Origin of the sequence: Protofrankia sp. CiP1_Cm_nod1 (assembly GCF_920888515.1) — a bacterium.
Taxonomy (GTDB): Bacteria; Actinomycetota; Actinomycetes; order Frankiales; family Frankiaceae; genus Protofrankia.
The window spans coordinates 1-19799 of record NZ_CAKKTM010000248.1; the positions used below are offsets into that span (position 1 = coordinate 1).

General features: G+C 70.7%; 20 protein-coding genes and 2 pseudogenes. 10 read left to right on the forward strand and 12 right to left on the reverse strand.

Features of this window, described 5'->3' with window-relative positions; genetic code table 11:
• Window positions 1-944, forward strand: a 944-nt coding sequence (locus tag NBX02_RS11195; RefSeq protein ID WP_445548372.1) for a vitamin B12 dependent-methionine synthase activation domain-containing protein, incomplete at its 5' end; no start/stop codon positions are given.
• A 22-nt stretch (window positions 945-966) separates the two neighbouring features.
• Here the strand turns inward: NBX02_RS11195 and NBX02_RS11200 are convergent.
• From NBX02_RS11200 to NBX02_RS11210, 3 genes are all read right to left on the reverse strand, one after another.
• Entirely contained in the window at window positions 967-1404 is a 438-nt protein-coding gene (locus NBX02_RS11200; protein ID WP_445548373.1) for a GNAT family N-acetyltransferase, read from the reverse strand.
• A 105-nt stretch (window positions 1405-1509) separates the two neighbouring features.
• On the reverse strand, window positions 1510-1911 hold the full coding sequence (locus NBX02_RS11205) for a hypothetical protein (protein WP_250291256.1): 402 nt from the start codon (window positions 1909-1911) through the stop codon (window positions 1510-1512).
• 691 nt (window positions 1912-2602) lie between these two features.
• On the reverse strand, window positions 2603-2770 hold the full coding sequence (locus NBX02_RS11210) for a hypothetical protein (protein WP_250291249.1): 168 nt from the start codon (window positions 2768-2770) through the stop codon (window positions 2603-2605).
• A 101-nt stretch (window positions 2771-2871) separates the two neighbouring features.
• Here NBX02_RS11210 and NBX02_RS11215 point away from each other — a divergent pair, with 101 nt between their 5' ends.
• Window positions 2872-3603: an HAD family hydrolase gene (locus NBX02_RS11215; protein ID WP_445548374.1), complete on the forward strand. Its 732-nt coding sequence runs from the start codon at window positions 2872-2874 to the stop codon at window positions 3601-3603.
• A gap of 182 nt (window positions 3604-3785) precedes the next feature.
• Here the strand turns inward: NBX02_RS11215 and NBX02_RS11220 are convergent, their stop codons facing one another.
• Window positions 3786-4220, reverse strand: a complete 435-nt coding sequence (locus tag NBX02_RS11220) for a hypothetical protein (RefSeq protein WP_250282026.1) — start codon at window positions 4218-4220, stop codon at window positions 3786-3788.
• A 117-nt stretch (window positions 4221-4337) separates the two neighbouring features.
• Here NBX02_RS11220 and NBX02_RS11225 point away from each other — a divergent pair.
• A pseudogene (locus NBX02_RS11225) lies at window positions 4338-4787 on the forward strand (DUF4158 domain-containing protein); the annotation flags it as partial.
• Here the strand turns inward: NBX02_RS11225 and NBX02_RS11230 are convergent.
• Complete coding sequence (locus tag NBX02_RS11230) at window positions 4679-5011, reverse strand: hypothetical protein (protein ID WP_250291251.1); 333 nt, start codon at window positions 5009-5011, stop codon at window positions 4679-4681. The pseudogene NBX02_RS11225 and the gene NBX02_RS11230 overlap by 109 nt on opposite strands.
• A gap of 99 nt (window positions 5012-5110) precedes the next feature.
• Window positions 5111-5299, reverse strand: a complete 189-nt coding sequence (locus NBX02_RS11235; RefSeq protein WP_250291252.1) for a hypothetical protein — start codon at window positions 5297-5299, stop codon at window positions 5111-5113.
• A 149-nt stretch (window positions 5300-5448) separates the two neighbouring features.
• Between NBX02_RS11235 and NBX02_RS11240 the strand changes: the two genes are divergently transcribed.
• A complete protein-coding gene (locus tag NBX02_RS11240) occupies window positions 5449-6762 on the forward strand; it encodes a transposase (RefSeq protein WP_250282027.1) in 1314 nt (437 codons plus the stop codon).
• 18 nt (window positions 6763-6780) lie between these two features.
• On the opposite strand, the gene NBX02_RS11245 is transcribed toward NBX02_RS11240, so the two are convergent.
• Window positions 6781-7347, reverse strand: a complete 567-nt coding sequence (locus NBX02_RS11245) for a CGNR zinc finger domain-containing protein (RefSeq protein WP_250282029.1) — start codon at window positions 7345-7347, stop codon at window positions 6781-6783.
• A 397-nt stretch (window positions 7348-7744) separates the two neighbouring features.
• On the opposite strand from NBX02_RS11245, the gene NBX02_RS11250 reads away from it, so the two are divergent.
• Genes NBX02_RS11250 through NBX02_RS11275 form a run of 6 tightly spaced genes read left to right on the forward strand, consistent with a single transcriptional unit; the run spans window position 7745 to window position 13299 of the window.
• Window positions 7745-8104, forward strand: coding sequence for a hypothetical protein (locus NBX02_RS11250; RefSeq protein WP_250282031.1), 360 nt, complete (start codon window positions 7745-7747; stop codon window positions 8102-8104).
• Window positions 8101-9378, forward strand: a complete 1278-nt coding sequence (locus tag NBX02_RS11255; protein ID WP_250282032.1) for an aminotransferase class III-fold pyridoxal phosphate-dependent enzyme — start codon at window positions 8101-8103, stop codon at window positions 9376-9378. Before NBX02_RS11250 ends, NBX02_RS11255 begins: the two co-directional genes overlap by 4 nt.
• Window positions 9379-9420: 42 nt before the next feature.
• Entirely contained in the window at window positions 9421-10611 is a 1191-nt protein-coding gene (locus NBX02_RS11260; protein WP_250282033.1) for an acyl-CoA dehydrogenase family protein, read from the forward strand.
• Window positions 10608-11051: a thioesterase, FlK family gene (locus NBX02_RS11265; RefSeq protein WP_250282034.1), complete on the forward strand. Its 444-nt coding sequence runs from the start codon at window positions 10608-10610 to the stop codon at window positions 11049-11051. Before NBX02_RS11260 ends, NBX02_RS11265 begins: the two co-directional genes overlap by 4 nt.
• Window positions 11048-12064 (forward strand): 3-oxoacyl-ACP synthase III family protein, encoded by a 1017-nt coding sequence (locus NBX02_RS11270; RefSeq protein WP_250282035.1) that lies wholly within the window; start codon window positions 11048-11050, stop codon window positions 12062-12064. Before NBX02_RS11265 ends, NBX02_RS11270 begins: the two co-directional genes overlap by 4 nt.
• A complete protein-coding gene (locus tag NBX02_RS11275; protein WP_250282037.1) occupies window positions 12031-13299 on the forward strand; it encodes an EamA family transporter in 1269 nt (422 codons plus the stop codon). The genes NBX02_RS11270 and NBX02_RS11275 overlap by 34 nt, the downstream gene beginning before the upstream one ends.
• Window positions 13300-13953: 654 nt before the next feature.
• Here the strand turns inward: NBX02_RS11275 and NBX02_RS11280 are convergent.
• The 5 genes and pseudogenes from NBX02_RS11280 to NBX02_RS11300 form a co-directional block, all read right to left on the reverse strand.
• Window positions 13954-15669 (reverse strand): NADH-quinone oxidoreductase subunit C, encoded by a 1716-nt coding sequence (locus NBX02_RS11280; RefSeq protein ID WP_250282039.1) that lies wholly within the window; start codon window positions 15667-15669, stop codon window positions 13954-13956.
• 104 nt (window positions 15670-15773) lie between these two features.
• A complete protein-coding gene (locus NBX02_RS11285) occupies window positions 15774-17567 on the reverse strand; it encodes a proton-conducting transporter transmembrane domain-containing protein (protein WP_250282041.1) in 1794 nt (597 codons plus the stop codon).
• Window positions 17567-18226, reverse strand: a complete 660-nt coding sequence (locus NBX02_RS11290) for a hypothetical protein (protein ID WP_250282043.1) — start codon at window positions 18224-18226, stop codon at window positions 17567-17569. The genes NBX02_RS11285 and NBX02_RS11290 overlap by 1 nt, the downstream gene beginning before the upstream one ends.
• Before the next feature lie 61 nt (window positions 18227-18287).
• Complete coding sequence (locus tag NBX02_RS11295; protein ID WP_250282044.1) at window positions 18288-19241, reverse strand: NADH-quinone oxidoreductase subunit H; 954 nt, start codon at window positions 19239-19241, stop codon at window positions 18288-18290.
• Window positions 19238-19799 (reverse strand): annotated as a pseudogene (locus NBX02_RS11300) (proton-conducting transporter membrane subunit); the annotation flags it as partial. The pseudogene NBX02_RS11300 and the gene NBX02_RS11295, both read right to left, overlap by 4 nt.

Genomic DNA, 19799 nt, shown 5'->3' on the forward strand with positions numbered 1-19799 from the left:
CCGCGCAGCGCCGCGCCCGCCGGGAGCGCACCGAGCGGATCAGGGCCGCGCGGGCCGTCGCCCGGGCCGAGGAGCGCGCCGGGCAGCTCCCCACCGAGACGCCGCCGCGCTCGGACGTGGCCACCGACAACCCGGTGCCCACCCCGCCGTTCTGGGGGGACCGGATCGTCAAGGGCGTCCCGCTGGCCGACTACGCGTCCTTCCTGGACGAACGGGCGACCTTCCTCGGCCAGTGGGGGCTGCGCGGTGCCCGCGGCGGCGAGGGGCCGTCCTACGAGGAGCTGGTGGAGACGGAGGGACGGCCACGGCTGCGGATGTGGCTCGACCGCATCGCCTCCGAGCGGATGCTGGAGGCGGCCGTCGTCTACGGCTACTTCCCCTGCGTGAGCAAGGGTGAGGATCTGATCGTCCTGTCCGGGGACGGCGCGGAGCGGGCCCGGTTCACCTTCCCGCGTCAGCGCCGGGACCGCCGGCTGTGCCTGGCCGACTTCTACCGGTCGCAGGAGTCCGGCCAGGTCGACGTCGTCCCGTTCATGATCGTCACGATGGGCCGGCGGATCAGCGAGGTCACCGCCGAGCTGTTCGCTGCCAACTCCTACCGGGAGTACCTGGAGCTGCACGGACTGTCCGTGCAGCTCACCGAGGCACTCACCGAGTACTGGCACAAGCGGATCCGCGCCGAACTGCTGCTGCCGGACGGCACCCCCACCGGCGCAGCCGACGCCGACGAACTGGCCGCCGTCTTCCGCCAGGGCTACCGCGGCTCCCGCTACTCCTTCGGCTACCCCGCCTGCCCCGACCTTGAGCAGCAGGTCGGGGCGTTCGAGCTGCTGACACCGGGCCGCATCGGCGTGGAGCTCTCCGAAGAATTCCAGCTCGTCCCCGAACAGTCCACCTCGGCCATCATCGCCCACCACCCCGAAGCCAGGTACTTCGCCACCTGATCCCGGCCGTGCCGGGCCTTACCTACCCGATGCGGGACGTCCACGTACGCCGGGCAGCGACGTAGACGGCGTCGCCGCGGAACGTACGGTGTGCGTCGGTCAGGCCGAGCTTGGCGGCAACCCGGATCGACGCGGCGTTGTCCGGGCGGATCCGGGAGATGACCTCGTCGGCCCCTACCTGGGTGAAGGCGAACTCGAGTGCCGCCACTCCGGCTTCGGTCGCCAGCCCCTGCCCCCACCGGTCCCGGCGGATCGTCCAGGCCGCTTCGATGCCGGGCCAGCCCTCCGGCCGGTACAGCCCCGCGCGGCCGACGAACTCGCCGCTCGAGCGGTCTTCCGCGGCCCACATGCCGAACCCGCACAGATGCCAGTGGCCGGTCAGAGCCGCTTCCATGTCCCAGACGGCTTCCCGGTCGCGGGGGCTGCCGGTGTAGCGGGACATGTCCGGATGTGCCGCCATCGCGGTGTACGGGCCGACGTCTTCCGGTTGCCAGCAGCGCAGGATCAGCCCGGTCGGTGATGACTGTGGGAATGGTGACGGTCGTCGGCTGGCCGAAGTGCAGGGTCATGCGCCAGCGGTCAGCATCAGCCGCGGCGTCGGCCGCGAGCCGTTCCCGGAAGTCCGCCACCGGGGGCAGCCCGCGGTGGTCGGCGAACAGGCCGGAGAGGTCCTGGGCCCGCTGCACGACCGTACGGGTCGGGAACGCGCAACGACGTCCAGCGCGTACAGCTTGCCCGGCGCTGGTGCTCCGGGCACAGCATCGACGGTGCCCCGGCGCTCGCCCACGCGGTCCGTGTCGCGGTCGTCCTCGGCCGGCATCATCCGGCTGCCCCGCCCGCGCTGCCGGCCGCGGTCCTCCTGCACGACGCCCCCGCACTGGCCCCACCCGACCAGCTCGACCCGCTGGTGACGTCCCTGCTCGGCGCGGACACCCTCCGGATCATCCGCGTACTGGAAACCGAACATCACGCCATGACCGCCCCGACCATCGACAGCGAACAGACGCGTGACCGTGTCCGCGGGCTCGCCGCCGCCGACATGCCGGCGCTGCTGGCCACCGCCGACCAGGCATGCCAGAACCGGGCTCCCTCCCTCGGCCCGATTTGCCGCGGATCCGGACCGTTCCCATCCACGTGCTGACCGTGAAGGCAAGGCATTCGAGCTCGGGTCACGCCAAGCTGCCAGAGGGCTGGTCAGTCAGGAGAAGACGGCGAAGGAGCTCAGCCAAGGCCGAGTGATGACTACCGTATATGGCATGTCGATGACGCGTACGACCGTGTACCTGTCGCTGGACGACAAGCAGCGGCTGTCGGCTGCTGCGCGCCGGCAACGTCGCAGCGAGGCGGACCTGATCCGGGATGCCGCCGCAAGTTCAGCGCCTTCCGCCTGCTGCCGGCGGACAGGTAACGGTCACCGTCAACCTGGCTCGAGGAGGTCGCTGGCGGTTTGGCGCGACCTGCGGCCAGGGCGGGACCCAGGGGGTGGCTGTTGTCAGTGGACCTCGGGGGTGGCGGTCCGGGCCAGCTGGGACCATGTTCGTCCCAGCCTGCGACAGATCCGGGCGTTCCCACGCAGTACCGAAAGGATCAGTCATAAACGGTCGTCCACAGGGAGCTGGAGAGGTCCGCGAGGTGGGCCGGGGCTGGGATGATCCCTGTCACGTGTGCTGGTGTCGGTGCTGCCGGGACTGGTTGGCTGACAGGGATCCGGCCGTTGTCAGGGAGCCGGCCCGCCCCGAGGAGAGCAGGCCCTGGTGAATCCCCTGGACGTCGTAACTGCCGTGGCCGCCGTGGATCCTGGGGGTGCGGCCGGGTCTGGTGCGCACCGGCCGGTGACGTTCAGCAGCCGGTGCGCCCTGTGAACGCGGCGCGTCCCGTGCACACGGCCCGGTTCGATGCCCACGGCCTCGGTGATGGAGCGTTGTCGCTGAGCCCCGTAGGTGACGGGGCACGGGGGCACGACGGTGTCACCGCCGTTCTGTTCGACATGGACGGGCTGCTCGTCGACACCGAGCCGTTGTGGACGGTGGCCGAGCACGAGCTGGCGGCCAGCCTGGGCGCCCGCTTCACCCCCGAGATCAAGGCCGCGATGATCGGTCACGGCGTGGACACCGCCCTGCCGCTGATGCTGTCGATGCTCGGGGTGCCCGACGCCGACCCGCACGCCGCCGCCCGCTTCCTGATCGAACGGACCGCCGAGCTCTTCGGCGAGCCCGAGCGGATCGTCCCCATGCCCGGCGCCGTGGCGCTGCTGGACGCGCTGGCCGCCGCCGGGATCGCGACCGCGCTGGTGTCGTCGTCGTTCCGGATCCTGATGGATCCCGTGCTGGCCGCGATCGGCGCCGACCGGTTCGCGGTGACGGTCGCCGGGGACGAGGTGAGCCGGCGCAAGCCGCATCCGGAGCCGTACCTGACGGCGGCGCGGCTGCTCGGAGTCGACCCGACGCGCTGCGTGGTCCTGGAGGACAGCGAGGCCGGTGCCCGCGCCGGCCTCGACGCCGGCTGCCCGACGATCATCGTCCCGTCGCTACCCTCCGCGACGGCTTCGACGGCCCATCCGCTGGCCGCCGAGCTGACCGTCCGCCCGAGCCTGCACGAGGTCACCCTCGACCTGCTCGACCTCCTGGCCACCCAGCCAGCGAATGCCGCCCGCCCGTAACCACCCCGCCCCGGCCGGCTGACCACCGCCGCCTTCGCGCAGCCGTCCGATCCGAGCCCTGGTCGAGCCGGGCCGACGCCTTCACGGCTCGCCCCGGCGATCGCGGATCCGCCGAAGGATCCGCCATCGCCGCTCTCCCGCACCGAATCGGGGTGGGACGCAGATTTCGGCAGGATTGAACGCTAAGGATTGATCTTGGGTTTGTCCGTGCCGTCGGGGTGGATGGTGATGGTCCAGTCGCGGCTTCGGCGGATGCGTCGGAGGTCGGTGGCCAGGGCGGTGATGCGGTCGGTGGCGTCGTTGCCGGCGATGCCGAGGGTGAGGCCGTCGGGTTCGGGCTGGTAGGTCTGGGGTTGGCCGGCGGCGGCGCGGCGGTGGGCGACGAGGATCCGGGCGCGGAGTCGGGTCTGGGTGCGTGGGTCGCCGGTAAGGCCGCGGACGGTGAGGTAGCGGTAGGTGGGCCTGGGGGCGGTGGGGTCGGGTCGGCGCAGGTGCGCGAGGACGTCGCGGATCTGTTCGACGTCGGTGGCGCTGGCCGGGCGGCGGGTGCGTCCGCTGGCCCTGGGGATCCGGGTCGTCGGGGGTGCGGGCGAGTCGACGTGGTCGTTGTCCTTCACCGGATGACACCCCCATTGCACGCGAACTGTGCGCGTGTGTGGTCTGTCCGCGTTGTCGGTAACCGATTCGAACCGTGTTGTTACTGAGATGGTGTCAGATCGCTATGTTCGGCGGCTATGGCGATCGAGTACCTCTCGGAGGAGCAGGTCCGCCGGTATGGGGGGTTCGCACGGGATCCCTCGCCGGGGGAGTTGGAGCAGTTCGGGCGGATGGACAACGCGACGCTGGCGCTGGTGGCGTCGAAGCGGCGGGAGGCCAACCGGCTGGGCTGGTCGGTGCAGTGGGCGACGGTGCGGATGGTGGGCACGTTCCTGACCGACCCGGGTGAGGTGCCCGCGGTGGTCGCGGCGTTCATGGCCGAACAGGTCGGGGTGGCGGACCCGGGTTGCCTGAAGGGCTACCCGGACCGGTTGCCGACCCAGCATGAGCACGCCCGGGAGATCCGGGACCTGCTGAGCTACCGGCCGTTCAGCGTGGCGGAAGAGCAGCTGCGGGCGTTTGTGGCCTCGCGGGTGTGGACGTCGACGCCGTCGCGGCGCGAGCTGTTCGATCGGGCGGTGCTGTGGCTGCTGGGTGAGCGGGTGCTGCTGCCCGGGATCACGGTGCTGGCCCGGGCAGTCGCCGATGTGCGTGCCGTCGAGCAGGACCGGATCCACCTGGTGCTGCGGGAGGCGACGCCGGTGGAGATGCGCCGGGAGCTCGTCGGGCTGCTGCGGGTACCCGACGGCAAATACGTCTCGACGTTGGAGGAGATGCGCACGACAGTGACCGCGGTGTCCGGGCGGGGCATGGTCGGGGCGTTGGACCGGGTGTCGTCGGTGTGGGCGGTGGGGACCGGCGGGGTGGAGGTGGCGGCGGTGCCGCCGGTGAAACTCGCCGAGCTCGCCGCCTACGGGATGGCCACGAAGGCCACGACGATCCGGGGCCTGCAGGATGATCGGAAGGTCGCGACCGTGCTGGCCACGGTGCGCCATCTGGAAGCCGTCTCGGTCGACGACGCGCTGCTGCTGTTCGACATCCTGATGGCGACGAAGCTGCTGGCCCGCGCCGAACGGGTCAGCGACACCAAGCGACTCAAGACCCTGCCCCGCTTCCGTAAGGCCGCCGCGCGGGTCGCGGCCGCGGTCACCGTGCTCCTCGACGTGCCACCGGCAGGGCACGGGCAGGTGATGACCCTGGCGGATATGTGGGCCGCGATCGAGCAGGTCGTGCCGCGGGAGAACCGGCATGCACGCGGCCCGCGACGCCGTGGCCGCACTGCTGCCCCGCGTCGACTTCGCCGAGCTGCTGCTGGAGGTCTTCGAACGCACCGGCCTGCCCGACGCGTTCACCCACATCTCCGGGTCCGATGCCCGCCCCGCCGACTTCGATCTCAGCCTCGCCGGTGTCCTGGTCGCCGAGTCGACGAACATCGGCCTGGTCCCGGTGACGAACCCGGCGGTGCGGGCGCTGACCCGCGGCCGGCTGCTCGGTACCGACCAGGCGTACTTCCGCGCCGAGTGCATGGCCGTCGGCTCCGCCCGCCTCGTCGGCGCCCAGGACCAGGTCGACATCACCGCCGACTGGGGCGGCGGTCTGGTCGCCGGCGCCGACGGGATGCGCTTCGTCGTCCCGGTCCGCTCGATCGCAGCCCGGCCCAGCGCGAAGTACTTCGCGGGCTCGAAACGCCGCGCCGGCGCGACGTGGCTCAACGTCGTCTCGGACAAGGTGATGGGCCTGGGTGGTCTGATCGTGCCCGGCACCCCACGCGACAGCCTGCACATCCTCGACGCCCTGCACAACCTCGACGTCGACGAACCCCCCGAGATCATCACGACGGACACCGGATCGTATTCGGATCTTGTCTTCGGTCTGTTCGCGATCTGCGGCTACCAGTTCTCCCCGCGGATCGCCGACATCGGCGACATCGGCGACACCCGACTGTGGCGCACCCGCCCCGACGCCGACTACGGGCCACTGAACAGCGTCTCCGGGCACGTCGTGAACCTCGCCCAGATCGTCGAGCACTGGCAGGACATGCTCCGCGTCACCGGCTCCCTGATCACCGGAGAGGTCCGCGCCCACGACGTGATCCGGATGCTCACCCGGGACGGCAACCCGACTGGGCTCGGCCACGCCTTCGTCGCCTACGGCCGGCTGTTCAAGACCCTCCACGTCCTGCAAACCCTGCACGACGAGTCCTACCGGCGGATGATCGGCGCCCAGCAGAACATCACCGAGGCCCGGCACAACCTCGCCCGGCGGATCTTCTTCGGGAACCGCGGCGAGCTTCGCCAGCGCTACCAGACCGGCATGGAAGACCAGGTCGGCGCACTCGGACTCGCCCTGAACTGCGTGGTCCTGTGGAACACCTGGTACATCGACGCCGCCGTCAAAGCCCTCCACGCCGACGGGATGGAGCTGTCCGCCGAGATCCGGTCCCGGCTCAGCCCCCTGGTCTTCGAACACATCAACTTCCACGGGTCGTACCCGTTCGTCCGGCCAGGGTTGGCCGGAGACCTACGTCCCCTGCGTGACCCCGTCGAGGAGGAGCCGGGATAAGCCGCGTCTTCATCGACGTCACCCCGCGATCTCCTGTCGGCGCTGGCGGTAGGCGCGGACTTTGGCCCGATTGCCGCACTCCGCCATCTGGCACCAGGAACCGGAGCGGTTACGGGAGTGGTCGTAGAACGCCCATTGACACTGGGGGTTGGGACAGATCTTCAGCCGGGCCCAAGTTTCGTCGGCGTGGGCGGCGACGCTGAGCGCCAGGATCTGGCCCAGCACCCGATCGATGCCACTCGCCTCCGACAGAAGCTGCGGCGCGCCGTCCCGACCGAAACGCAACACGACACTGCTGCGCTGGACGGTTCGTTGCAGGATCTCGGGCACATCCTGGTCGAGGTCGCCCCCGCCCCCGTTCACGGCAGCCAGCCTGCGTAGCGCTTCTCGTAGGTCGACGGCACGGCGGCGGTCGTCGTCGTCCGGCGGGGCCTCGTCCCCGCGGACGAACGGGGTCGACTGTATCCAGTCACGCAGCCCGGCGGCGGTGAGCAGGCGGTCAACGCCCGTCTCGAGATCGTAGGTGTTGATGAAATCTCGGACCAGCTCCAACTCGCCCGGCGCGTCATGGCGCTTGCCTGTCATCGACATCCTCCGTTGCCAAGATCGATTGATGGGGTAGCTAAAGATCATGTTCGATGGCGCGGACCGCGTGCGCGACAAGTGCCACGCGGGGGCATCGCGCAGTCTTCCGATCGACTGCCAGGTGGTGCGCCGTCGGGGAACGTCCGCGCCTCGCCAGGGGCGGTTGGACCCGTCCAGTGGGACGCGCGAAGCTCGGAGCGATAACCACTCCATGTAATCATTTATGTCGTATAAGTAAAATTTTTACCCTAGATCTTCCAATGGTGTAACAAAAAGAAGTCAAATATGTGTTTTATGTCTCATTCAGATTCGCTCCGCTTAGGGTTGGCTACTACGCATGACACCGGCTAACCTCTTCACAGGTTACATCATCCTTGCTGGGGAGAGGGAACCGGACATGAGCGAAGATCGCGCTGGTTCGCCGGTCATGGTGAGCGGCCAAGCGGGAGGCGAAGAGCCCGTCGTGTTCCGCGGATGCTCCGAGTACGGCCCCGCGCAGATACACGCGGGTATCGGCGATCACGGCTACGGCGGTGCCTCGACTGGCATGAGGTTCGCCTGTTCCTCCGAGGGATCGCATCCCGCGGCGGGAGGACTCGTCGCCTTCTGCGAGCAGGTCGGCTGCGGTCATATGGAGCCCACGGCCGACCTGGGCGACCGGGAGTGCCGCTACTGCGGCACGGTGATGTCGGTGACTAGCCGGGTGGACCCGACGCGTTCGGTCACGCCCTCGCTTCGAGGGGAGCAGGGCGCATGAGCATCCTGGCTGCCGAGCCTGTCCACGCAGCCAATCGGGTACGGCCCCAGATCGCCTCCGGCCGAGGCATCTACCTGTACGACGAGGAGGGCCGGCGCTACCTCGACGGTTGTTCGGGCGCCGTCGTGGCGAACATCGGCCACGGCGTCACCGAGGTCAATGCGGCTATCGCCGCGCAGGCCGAGCAGATCGCGTTCGTGTACCGCACACAGTTCGACAACGCCCCGGCTGTTCGACTGCAGCGGCGGCTGGCCTCTCTCACCCCGGGTGATCTCGATGCGGTCACGCTGGTCAACAGCGGTTCCGAAGCGAACGAGGCGGCTATCCGGCTCGCCGTCCAGTACTGGCGGGCCGTGGGGCAACCGGGCAAGACGAGGATTCTGGCTCGCCGGACGAGCTATCACGGTATGACGATGGGTGCGCTGTCGCTGTCCGGGCATCCGCACCGCCGTGAGGGCCTCGAATCACTCCTGATCGACGTGCCGCGAGTGGTCTCACCGTATGCGTGTCCCCCCGGGCAGGGCCGCGAGTGGGCAGCCGACTGGGATCGCATGATCCGTGAGGTCGGCGCCGACCAGGTGGCCGCGGTGATCGTGGAGCCTGTGGTGGGCGCCGCCGGCGGCGCAATTCCGTCTCCGCCCGGCTACCTGCTCGAGCTGCGCACGATCTGCGACCGCCACGGGGTGCTTCTTATCGCCGACGAGGTCATGACGGGCCTTGGTCGGACCGGCGTCTGGTTCGCCTCCGCGGTCGACGGTGTCGTCCCCGACATCGTCACCGTCGGCAAGGGCATGAGTGCCGGTTACGCACCGATGGCAGCGATGATCACCCGTGTCGGGCTCGACCGGACGGTACGCGCCACAGGTACGGACCGGGTGTTCGGCCACACCTACAGTGGCAATCCCCTGGGCGCCGCCGCCTGTCTTGCGGTGCTCGACTACCTCGAAGACCATGATCTTCTGCTGCGTGCCCGGGAGGCCGGCAGCATTCTGCGCGAGGGGCTGCTGAGCCTCGCGCAGCGCCACCCCGCCATCAGCGACGTGCGCGGGCAGGGCCTCCTGCTCGGCATGGAACTCGCCGGCGTCGATGTCGGACCCCATGCCGCGCAGCGCCTCACCGACCTCGCATTCGACTGCGGCCTGCTGCTCTATCCAGCAGGCACCGACGAATCCCCCGACGCCGTGATCATCGCACCGCCACTAGTCATCGAGGACGGGCAGCTTGACGAGCTGTTGGGCCTCTTGGACGAGTCACTCACGCTCCTCGAGCAGTAGGTCCCCGCCCCATCCCATCCCACCCCGCAATGGAGGAAGACGATGGACCTGCAGTGGAACGACGAACAGCAGGAACTCCGTGACGGTTTCGCCGAGTTCGGCCGAAGGGAGGTCGCGGCCCGGGCGGACGCATGCTATCGGTCCGCGCGTTTCGACCAGGAATCATGGCAGGCGCTGGCCGACACCGGATTCTGGCGGCTACCCGTCCCCGTCGAGTTCGGAGGTGCCGGCCGTAGCTGGTGGGAGTTCGCCGCAGCGCTGGAGGGGCTCAGCTCCACCAGCACCGACCTGGGATTCCTGCTGTCGATCGTCGCGCACAGCGGCATCATTCGCGGCCTGGTCGACTTTGGCAGCGAGGCCCAACGGGAACGTTGGCTGGAGCGGTTGATGTCCGGCGCGGTCGGGGCGACCGCGATGACCGAGGACACCGGTGGCTCGGATGTTGCCCGGGTCGCGACCAAGGCCACCGCCGTCGACGGCGGCTACTTTCTCACCGGCGCGAAGCGACACATCACCAACGCCCCCGTTGCCGATATCGCGCTTGTCCTGGCCCGTATTCCCGAACTAGGCGCCAGCGACATCACCGTCTTCATCGTCGAACGAGGCCAGCCCGGCCTGAACGCCGGTGAACCGGAGGTGATGTTCGGCAACCCGACGAGTCCGACCGGACCGTTGGACTTCCACGAGGTCTTCATCGACACCAATGGTGTGATGGGAACTCCCGGCGACGGCCTGCAGACCATCTACCGGGTAATCGCGATGGATCGTCTGCTGTACGGCATCATTGCCGCCGCCTTCATCGAGCCGATCTTGGCCGAAACGCTGCTGTACGCCCGCAACCGCGACGCGTTCAAGGCACCGATCGCCGACCACCAGTATATCCAGGGCCGGCTGACCGACTTGCGGATCACCAGCGACACCGTCCGCGCCGTCTCCTACACCGCCCTCGACCAGCTCCTGTCCGGCCATCCCGCCGCGTCCGCCACCTGCTCGGTCGCGAAGATGCTCGCCTGCGAGGGGCTGTGCCAGGCGACACAGCACGCCATGGCGATCTTCGGGCATCGCGGCTACATGCTCGGTCCGATCACCCGTGCCGCCGCCGACGCACTCGGAACCCGCATCGCGGGCGGTACCAGCGAGATGCAGCGCAAGAACATCTTCAACCAGCTCCTGCGCCTGCACGACGCGAAGGAGGTCTCGCCGTGGCTCACCTCGGACCTCAGCCTGGCATGACCGCACAGCTGATCCATACGGTCGCCGAGATCGACTGCGCCGATCGTTGGGCCAACGAACTCCCCGTGCTCGCCACCCCGGTCCTGCTCTGGCTCGCCGAACTCGCGTGCATGGACGCGACCGCGACCGCGGTCGACGGCAGCCAGATGACCCTGGGGCTGAGCCACTCCAGCACCCACCTCGCCCCCACCCTGCTCGGCGACACCATCGTCATCAACGCCACGCTGACGAAGGTGGAAGGCGGAACCCTCGAGTTCACCGTGCACGCCGACGACTCGAACGACCGCATCTTGAGCGGCATCCACCAGCGCGCCGTCGTCGACCGCTCGCGCTTTCTGCGCCGACTCGAAAGCAAACGGGCCACGCACTCTCGCCAGGCCGTGGCGATCGCCGCTGACCATCCGGTTCCCACCGACCCCCGATCCGGAGGGCAACGATGACCACGATGACCACCGCGCCCGGTGACCGCAGCATCGGTGTGCTTGGCACCGGCTCCTACCTGCCCGAGGCGGCACGCGACAACGACGAGATCGCACGCCGCTACGGCGTCGACAACAACTGGATCATCCGCAAGACCGGTATCGCCGAACGCCGTATCGCCGCGCCCACCGAGGCCACATCGGACCTGGCCACCGCGGCCGGCCAGCGGGCCCTGGAAGCCGCCGGTGTCGACGCGGCCGACCTCGACCTGGTGGTCGTCGCCACCTCCTCGCCCGATCAGCCACAGCCCGCGACCGCCTGCATCGTGCAGGCCAATCTCGGAGCGTCGCACGCCGCAGCCTTTGACATGAACGCCGTCTGCACCGGTTTCGTCTACGCCACCGCGGCCGTGGCCGCGATGATGCGCGGTACTCCCGGCATGCACCGAGCGCTGGTCATCGGCGCGGACACCTACTCCCGCATCCTGAACGATCAAGACAGGTCCACCAGCGTACTGTTCGGTGACGGTGCTGGCGCGGTGGTCCTCGGCCCGGTACCCAGCGGCTATGGCGTCCTCGCCAGCGATCTGAACGCCGACGGACGGCTCGCCGATCTCGTCACCGTCCCGGCGGGTGGCAGCCGCCAGCCTGTCTCACCCGAAGCTTTGGCGTCACGCAAGCACCTGTTCCACATGAACGGTCGCGAGGTGCGGCAGTTCGTCTGGCAGGTGGTCCCGGCGGCCGTCCTGGCGATACTCGCTGCCACCGACACCACCGTCGCCGACCTCGATCTCGTCGTACCCCACCAGGCCAACGGTGTCCTGGTCCGTGACTGCCTCGCCAGTCTCGACTTCGACGAGGACCGGGTGCACTACACCGTCGATCGCTACGGCAACACCGGCGCCGCATCCGTCGCCGTCACCCTTGACGATGCCGTCCGCGCCGGCCGCCTCGATGACGGTTCCACCGTCCTGCTGCTCGGTTTCGGAGGAGGCATGACATGGGGAAGTGTTCTCCTGCGCTGGCACGCCTGACCTGGCGGCCGGCCCGCGGCGCGTCGTCGCCGCGGGCCGGCCGCTCCCAGCGCCAGGTCGGGTTTCTCGCTGTCACCGCGGCGACCGTTCTGTGGGCGTTCGGCGCCACCGTCGCCGGCAAACTGTTCCGCGCCGGAGTCGCGCCCCTCGAGCTGGTGGAAGCACGCACCTACATCACCGCCGTGGGACTTGGCCTGTTCAGCTACCTCTGGCACGCCCGCGCCGGCGATCGGACCCCCACCAGCGAGAACCCCCCGCGGTTTAGACACACCCTCGTGTTCGGACTGGCCGTCGGCACCGCCAACGCCGCCCTGTTCCTGGCCATCGCGCGCCTACCTGTCGCCGTGGCGATCGTGCTGCAGAACATCGCTCCCGCCCTCGTCGTTCTGTGGACGCTGCTGGCCCAGCACAAGCGGCCATCGGCGACGGTGCCCATCGCGCTGGCCATCATGATCCTCGGGGTAGCGTTCGTCGCCGACCTTCCGGCCGCCGGAACCGGCCGGATCAGTCTGACCGGTCTCGCCTACGGCCTGCTGACCGCGGTCGCCGTCGCGTCGTTCTCTGTCCTCGGCGAAAGCTCCAGCCGTGCCTACGGCGCGGCTGCCTCCATGGCCCGAGCCTTCGCCGTCTCCGCACTCGCCTGGGTGATCATCCAGGCCCCGCAGGGCTGGCCACGCATCCTCACCGACACCCGCCATCTCCCCAACGTCCTGCTCGTCGGCATTCTCGGCACCCTCGTACCTTTCGTCCTGTTCTCGTGGGGTGTCGCCCGGGCGGGTTCGCAGGCGGCCTCCGCCGCCACCGCTCTCGAACCCGTCTTCGGTGTCGTCCTCGCATGGCTCTGGCTCGGTCAATCCCTCAACCTGCGTCAGCTCATCAGCGCAGCCGTTCTCATCGCGGCCGTCCTCTACCTGCGAACCCAGATGCCCCCTCCGCACGTCCCACCAGCCGTACAGCAACCCCCAACCCGAACGGCTCATCCATCCACCAGCCTGGGCGGCAACGAGGACCCCGATAGTGCACAGCGCACACCCAAGGCAACGACCGTCGCATATCCGAAGCAGCCGGTCCGACGGCCAGACAGCCAACCCGCCATGATCAACCGGCTGCTCCCTGGACGCCTTCAACGACCAGCGACACCGCGGCCACCCACCGACGATGATCTCAAGAGCGAAGGGCCGGAGACCCCCATACCACAGGAGTACAGGGATCCCACCGCCGATCCGGACGCATGATCATGACTATGGTGCGTCGTCTCATCCCCGTCGATGATCAGCGACAGCGAACAAGACGATTGCGCCTATTCCTACAACGGTGGCGCACCTCGCGCCCGCCTGGGCGCCTTTCGTAAGCCCCACCACGACGCCGATGACCACTGACACTGCCAGGATCAGGACGGCGAGGCCACGCAGGCGGCCTGCGGACCACATATCTCGGTTGTTGTCAGCCACGACACCAATGGTGATATTTTTCCTGTCTGCGGTCACCCGGTTACGGCATGTCGGCGAGAGCCGGGCAACCCCGGCCGGCCCAGGGGCGAGGACAGGCCCACGAACCGACATCACCCCGCGTCAAGATCGCCCCACCGCCGCCGCGCCGTCGAACTCCTCCCGGCGACTTCTGACCCGGGCACCGAGACAGACAAGATCAATTCTTAGCGTTCAATCCTGCGGAAATCTGCGCCTCACCCGGAACGAGTGTGTAAGTGGCTGCTGGAGCAGCCACTTACACACTCGTTAACATGATCGCTTTTGTTTCCGTATCCCGTTTCGGGATACGGTGGATCTTGGTCGGTGTTTTTCCGGATGGGGTTCGTGGCCTGCGGAAACGCTTGAAGGCCGCTGTCCGTTGCGCGACCGCTTGAGCGGCCTTCGGACGGCGGCCCACGGTCACAGGTCGTTGCCGGCGTAGGAGAGGTTGAAGCTTTTATTGGTCAGGGGGAAGTCGGGGACGATGGTGTCCGCCAGGGCGATGGGCAGGGCGGGCCAGTTGAAGAAGGACGGGTCGACGACCTTCACCCGGGCCAGGGTACGGTCGGGTGCGAGCTCGACACGGGTGGTGATGGTGCCGCGCCAGCCCTCGACGATGCCCACGCCCGAGGCGATGCCCGTCCCCGAACCGGCACCTACGCCCGGGCCCACGTCCGGACCGCCCGGGCCCACACCCGCACCGGGGCCGGGGAGCCGGCCGGTGGGGCCCAGGCCCGAGCCTGGATCCGCGTCCGAACCGGGCTTCAGGAGCGGACCAGGCCGGCCGGGGAGGTCGTCCCGGCCGGCCCCGGACGCGGGCCCGGGAGCGGACGCCGGCCCGGGTCCGAGACCGTGGGCGGACCTGGACGCGGGCCCGGGAGCGAGCTCGGCGCGCGTGACGCCGGAGGTCAGGCCGGCGGCGAGCGTCTCGACGAGGGCCAGGGAGACGTCGATCTCCTCCGCCCGGATGAGGAAGCGGGCCAGCACGTCCCCGCTGGTGTGCACGGGGACGGTGAGGGCATCGCCGTAGTCGAGGAACGGATGGGCCTGCCGGGCGTCCACCCGTACGCCGCTGGCCCGGGCGACGTAGCCCAGGCAGCCCAGGTCGCGGGCGGCGCGGCCGTCGAGGCGGGCGGCGCCGGCGAAACGGTCACGTACGGTGCTGTGGCCGAGGGCGAGGGCGACGATGTCGCGGATGTCGTCGCCGATCGCGCGCATGCGGGCCGGATCCGGCAGGGCGCGGACGGCGGCGCCGCCGGGGACGACACCCCCGCGCAGCAGCCGGTGCCCGGTGACCTCCTGGTTGAGGCGCAGCAGCTGTTCGCGGACGCGCTGGGCCTGGGCGTTGAGGATGCCGTGACCGACGTCGTTGCACAGCGCGCCGAGGTCGGCGACGTGGTTGTGCAGCCGTTCGAGCTCGAGCAGGAGCGCCCGGGCGCGCCGGGCCGGCTCGGGGACGGCGGTGGCGGTGGCCTCCTCGACGGCGAGGCAGTAGGCCAGCGCGTGGCCGACGGCGGTGTCCCCGCTGATCCGTTCGGCCAGCGGCAGCCCCCGCGCCACGTCCCGCCGCTCGAAGAGCTTCTCGATGCCCTTGTGGACGAACCACAGCCGGGCCTTGAGCTTGAGGATGGTCTCGCCGACGACGGAGAAGCGGAAGTGGCCGGGCTCGATCAGTCCGGCGTGCACGGGCCCGACCGGGATCTCGTAGACGCCGTCGCCCTCGACGGTCAGGAACGGGAAGGGGCCCTCGGGCTCGGCGAACGGCGGCGGCGGGCCGGCGTCGGGCCGCATCGGATACCAGCCGCGGGGCCAGTGCGGGTGGCGCACCAGCCGGCGGGGCAGCGGATGGTTCAGCGGGACGATGCCGTGCAGGTCACGCATCTCGCGCTCGAACCGGCCGGCGGGGAAGGACAGGTGGGCGAGGCTCGGCAGCGCCGGGGTGTCCGGGTCGAGGCGGACGTGCAGTTCGACGCGGGAGTCGGGCGGGCCCTTGACGAACAGGTACACCACCCGGATGGCCGGGCCGCCCGGGGCGTCGGCGCCGTCGTGGTGGGCCGCGGCCAGGGCGAGGCGGTGGCCGTCGGCCAGCATCTCGCGGACCCGCCGGGGCAGTTCGGCGATCCCAGTGTCGATCATGGTCCGAGTGGTGTGGCCGTCACAGGAGGTATGGCCGCTGTGACCGGTGCGCGGCCGGTCGGGACCGGAGCCGGGGCGGGAGGTCGGGTCGGGACGCATGGGTGTCAGGGCCCTCCGGTGATCGCGGCGGCGGTGGACAGCAGGCTGCTCAGGGGGACGTCGCTGACGCCCAGGGCGGCGCAGGCCGCCAGCCCGACGGCCAGCGGCACCCACACCGCGGCACCGAACCGCACCGGCACGGTGACAGCGGTGCCGCCGTCCTGAACGGGCGCGGCGGCGATGCCACCGCCGTGCCGGGCCGGCATGGCGGTGGCGGCATCCTGGTCCGGCATGGCGGTCGTGGTGCCGCCGTCATGTACCGGCACGGCGACGGCAGCACCGTCCTTCTGGACCGGCGTGTCTTTCTGGACCAGCGTGGCGGCGGCGCCGCCGTTCTGGCCGGGGGCGGGGCCCAGCAGCATGTGGGCGGTGCGGGCGGTCATCGCCGCGAACGCGGCCAGCACCAGCACCAACGCGGCGGCGGTCGCCCAGCCCAGCCCCGCGGGCCCGGTGAAACCGGCGCGGGCGATGGCCAGTTCGGAGGCGAACAGGCTGAACGGCGGGAAGCCGAGCAGCGCCAGCACGGCCAGGCCGAACGCGGCGGCGAGGACCGGCGCCTGGCTCAGCAGCCCGCGGACCCGGCCGATGCGGGTGGTGTGCCGCAGGTGCAGGATGTGCCCGCTGGAGCAGAACGCGACGCTCTTGGCCAGCCCGTGGCCGGCGATGTGCAGCAGCACCGCGGAGATCGCCAGCCGGGTGCCGGTGGCGGCGCCGAGCGCGATCAGGCTCATGTGTTCCATGCTGGAGTAGGCGAGCATGCGCTTGTAGTCACGTTGGCCGAGCAGCAGGGCGGCGGCCAGCGCGAGGGTGAGCACGGCGGCGCCGGCGAGCAGGGTGCGGGCGAACCCGGGGCCCAGTGCCACGTCCGCGATCACCTTGTAGCGCAGGATCGCGGTGAAGGACACCGCCAGCAGCACCCCGGACATCAGCGCCGACACCGGCGCCGGGGCCTGGCTGTGCGCGTCGGGCAGCCAGGCGTGCAGCGGCACCAGCCCGGCCTTGGCGCCGAACCCCAGGATGACCAGGGCGATACCCATCCGGGTGACGTCCGGATCCAGCTCGTGCGCCCGGGCGACGAGCACCGGCCAGTCCAGGGCGGAGGCTTCCGAGATGCCGGCCTGCCGGGCAGCGTAGTAGATCAGGATGGTGCCCAGGAAGGCCAGGGCGATCCCGGCGGAGCAGATGACGACGTACTTCCAGGCGGCCTCGACCGAGGCGCGGGTCCGCCGGTGGCCGACGAGGAAGGCGGTGACGATGGTGGTGGCCTCGATCGCCACCCACAGCACGCCGAGGTTGGCCACCAGGACGGCGACGGCCATCGCGGCCAGGAAGGCGTGCACCAGGATGCCGTAGCGGCGCGCGCCGCGGGCGTCGGTGTGCCCGGCGGCGTTCTCCGCCGCCAGGTAGGCGGGGCTGGCCGCGCAGGCGAGGACCGCGACCGCGCCGATGACCAGCAGGATCCACGCGGACAGGGCGTCGGCGCGGGCCAGCCCGCCGTAGCCGGTGACCGGCCCGTGCCCGGGGACGCGGACGGCCAGCACGACCGCGCAGCCCAGGATCGTGGCGGGGGAGACAAGACCCGCCCAGGCGGTGGCCGGCCGCCAGCCGAGCACGGCGTAGCCGGCCGCGGTGGCCAGCGCGGCCGCGACCGGGGCGGTCAGCAGCAGCGTGGCGGCGACGGACGTCGTGCCGGCGGGTGCCGCGGCGGCGAAGGCCGAGGCGGCGGACGCGGACGTTGCGGCGGCGGGTGCCAAGGCGGCGGACGTTGCGGCGGCGGATGTTGCGGCGGCGAAGGTCATCAGTCGTGCAGCTCCCGCAGGTCGTCGATGTCGGTCCCGCCGAAGGTGGCGTGTATCCGGGTCGTGAGGATCTGCAGGACCAGGACGGCGAGCAGCACGTCGAAGGAGACCCCGAGTTCGACGATGGGCGGCACGCCGGAGGTGGCCAGGAAGGCCACGGCGGTGATGCCGTTGTCCAGCAGCAGGAACCCGACCGCCTGGGCGAGTGCGCGGCGCCGGGTGACCAGGGTGAAGAAGCCGATGAGGACCACGGCCAGGCCGACCGGCAGCGCCCGGGTCGCCGGGCTGGGCGCCAGCTCCACCAGCGGGCGGGCCGCGGCGTAGGCGAGCAGGGTCAGCGCCGCGGCGGTCAGCAGCGAGGCCGCCACGTTGACCAGCGGCTCGGTCTCCCGGGTCTCCCCGCTGGTGGCCAGCACCCGCCGCATCAGGTACGGCAGCACCCCGGCGCGCAGCACCAGGATGCCGACGGCCACGGCCAGCAACTCGAACCGGTGCTCGTGGATGCCGGACAGGGCGGCGATGGCGGCCAGCGCCACCCCCTGGACGGCGAACAGGCGCACGAACGCGGTCAGTTCGCGGCGCCACAGCACCAGCACGGCGGCAAGCAGGAACACCCCGCAGGCCAGGTCGAGCAGCTGGGTGTACGTACCGGTGCTCATCGTGGCCCACCCTGTGCGGGGCGGCGAGGTGCGGGGCGGCGAGACAGGATCATGGGCGGGCTCAGTTTCCGGGTAGGAAGAACGAGGCGCCGACGGCGAGCAGCGCGAGCAGGAAGGAGCCGGTGAGCAGCTCGGGCACCTTGAACAGGCGCATCTTCGCCCAGAACACCTCGGCCGCGGCCAGCCCGGCGCCGAGCAGGGCGACCTTCCCGGCGAAGAGCGCCAGCGCCAGCGGCAGGGCCGCCGCCGCAGTGCCGGTGGCGATCCCCCAGGGGACGAACAGGCTGGTGAGCAGGCCCAGCAGCACCGTCAGCCGCATCTGGGCGCCGAGCTCGATCAGGGCGAGATCCGGGCCGGCGTACTCCAGGATCATCGCCTCGTGGATCATCGTCAGTTCCAGGTGCGTGGACGGGTTGTCCACCGGCAGCCGGCCGGTCTCGGCGAGGGTGACCACGGCCAGGGCGACACCGGCCAGCAGGCTGGCGGGGGAGGCCAGCCGGGCCGGGTCGTGGACGCCGTGCGCGACGATGGTGGGCAGGTTGGTCGACCCGGCCGGGATCGACAGCGCGACCACCGACAGCAGGATGGTCGGCTCCACCAGCGCGACCACGGTCATCTCACGGGACGCGCCCATGCCCCCGAAGGCGGTCCCGGTGTCCAGGCCGGCCAGCGCCAGGATCACCGTGCCCAGCGCCAGCAGCGTCACCACGACGAGCAGGTCCGCGCTGTCACGCACCGGGGTGGCGGTGGACGCCAGCGGCACCAGCGCGGCGACCACGAGGGTGGTGGCGACCAGCAGCAGCGGCGCCAGCCGGAAGGCCGGGCCGGTGCCCACCGGGGTGATGGGCTGCTTGCGCAGCAGTTTGCGCAGGTCCCGCCATGGCTGTCCGACGCCGGCGCCGGCGCGTCCCTCCATCCGGGCCCGCACCTGCCGCATCAGCCCGGTCAGCAGCGGCGCCCCGGCAACCACGACGACGATCTGGGCGAGTACCGCCACCGTCCCGACCGCGCTCACCGGGTCACCGCCAGCACCAGCAGGACGGCGACCAGCCCGCAGAACCCGTAGCCGAGGTAGCGGTGCACACTGCCGTTGGCCAGCTTCCGTGCGGACACACCCGCCCCGGCCAGCGCCGCCAGCACCGGCCGGTACAGGCGGTACTCGATCCGGTCCGGGATCCTCCGCTGGAAGCGGACCCGTTCGACCAGGTAGGCCGATTCACGGGTCGGGGTGACGTCGACGTCCTGCTCGGGCGCGAGCACGTCGTCGAACACACGCTGTAACGGTTCGGCGAACGAGGTGGCCGTGTACTGCATGCGGGCGCTCGGCGCGCCGCCGCCGCAGTCCCACAGCTCGGCCCCGACACGACGGGGGTGGCGCGTAAGCAGGCGCGTCGCCGTCGCCACGGCGAGTATCGCGGCCGCCAGCGCCGCCGCCACCCACAACGGCGACAGCGTCGTGGCAAGCCGGTCCAGCCGGACGTCCACCCCGCCGCCGGGCAGCGCCCGCCCGACGTCCGCCCCGGCCGGGCCGGGGCCGGCCGCCCCGGCTGGCCCGACGGGCCCGGTCACACCC

Coding starts and splice junctions, on each gene's coding strand:
- NBX02_RS11200 (WP_445548373.1), bottom strand. CDS start 1,404: ATGGCGGCACATCCGGACATGTCCCGCTACACCGGCAGCCCCCGCGAC.
- NBX02_RS11205 (WP_250291256.1), bottom strand. CDS start 1,911: ATGTTCGGTTTCCAGTACGCGGATGATCCGGAGGGTGTCCGCGCCGAG.
- NBX02_RS11230 (WP_250291251.1), bottom strand. CDS start 5,011: ATGCCCCGCCCGGACACCGCGGTCACTGTCGTGCGCATCTCCTCCAAC.
- NBX02_RS11240 (WP_250282027.1), top strand. CDS start 5,449: ATGCACGCGGCCCGCGACGCCGTGGCCGCACTGCTGCCCCGCGTCGAC.
- NBX02_RS11245 (WP_250282029.1), bottom strand. CDS start 7,347: ATGACAGGCAAGCGCCATGACGCGCCGGGCGAGTTGGAGCTGGTCCGA.
- NBX02_RS11250 (WP_250282031.1), top strand. CDS start 7,745: ATGAGCGAAGATCGCGCTGGTTCGCCGGTCATGGTGAGCGGCCAAGCG.
- NBX02_RS11255 (WP_250282032.1), top strand. CDS start 8,101: ATGAGCATCCTGGCTGCCGAGCCTGTCCACGCAGCCAATCGGGTACGG.
- NBX02_RS11260 (WP_250282033.1), top strand. CDS start 9,421: ATGGACCTGCAGTGGAACGACGAACAGCAGGAACTCCGTGACGGTTTC.
- NBX02_RS11265 (WP_250282034.1), top strand. CDS start 10,608: ATGACCGCACAGCTGATCCATACGGTCGCCGAGATCGACTGCGCCGAT.
- NBX02_RS11270 (WP_250282035.1), top strand. CDS start 11,048: ATGACCACGATGACCACCGCGCCCGGTGACCGCAGCATCGGTGTGCTT.
- NBX02_RS11275 (WP_250282037.1), top strand. CDS start 12,031: ATGGGGAAGTGTTCTCCTGCGCTGGCACGCCTGACCTGGCGGCCGGCC.
- NBX02_RS11280 (WP_250282039.1), bottom strand. CDS start 15,669: ATGATCGACACTGGGATCGCCGAACTGCCCCGGCGGGTCCGCGAGATG.
- NBX02_RS11285 (WP_250282041.1), bottom strand. CDS start 17,567: ATGACCTTCGCCGCCGCAACATCCGCCGCCGCAACGTCCGCCGCCTTG.
- NBX02_RS11290 (WP_250282043.1), bottom strand. CDS start 18,226: ATGAGCACCGGTACGTACACCCAGCTGCTCGACCTGGCCTGCGGGGTG.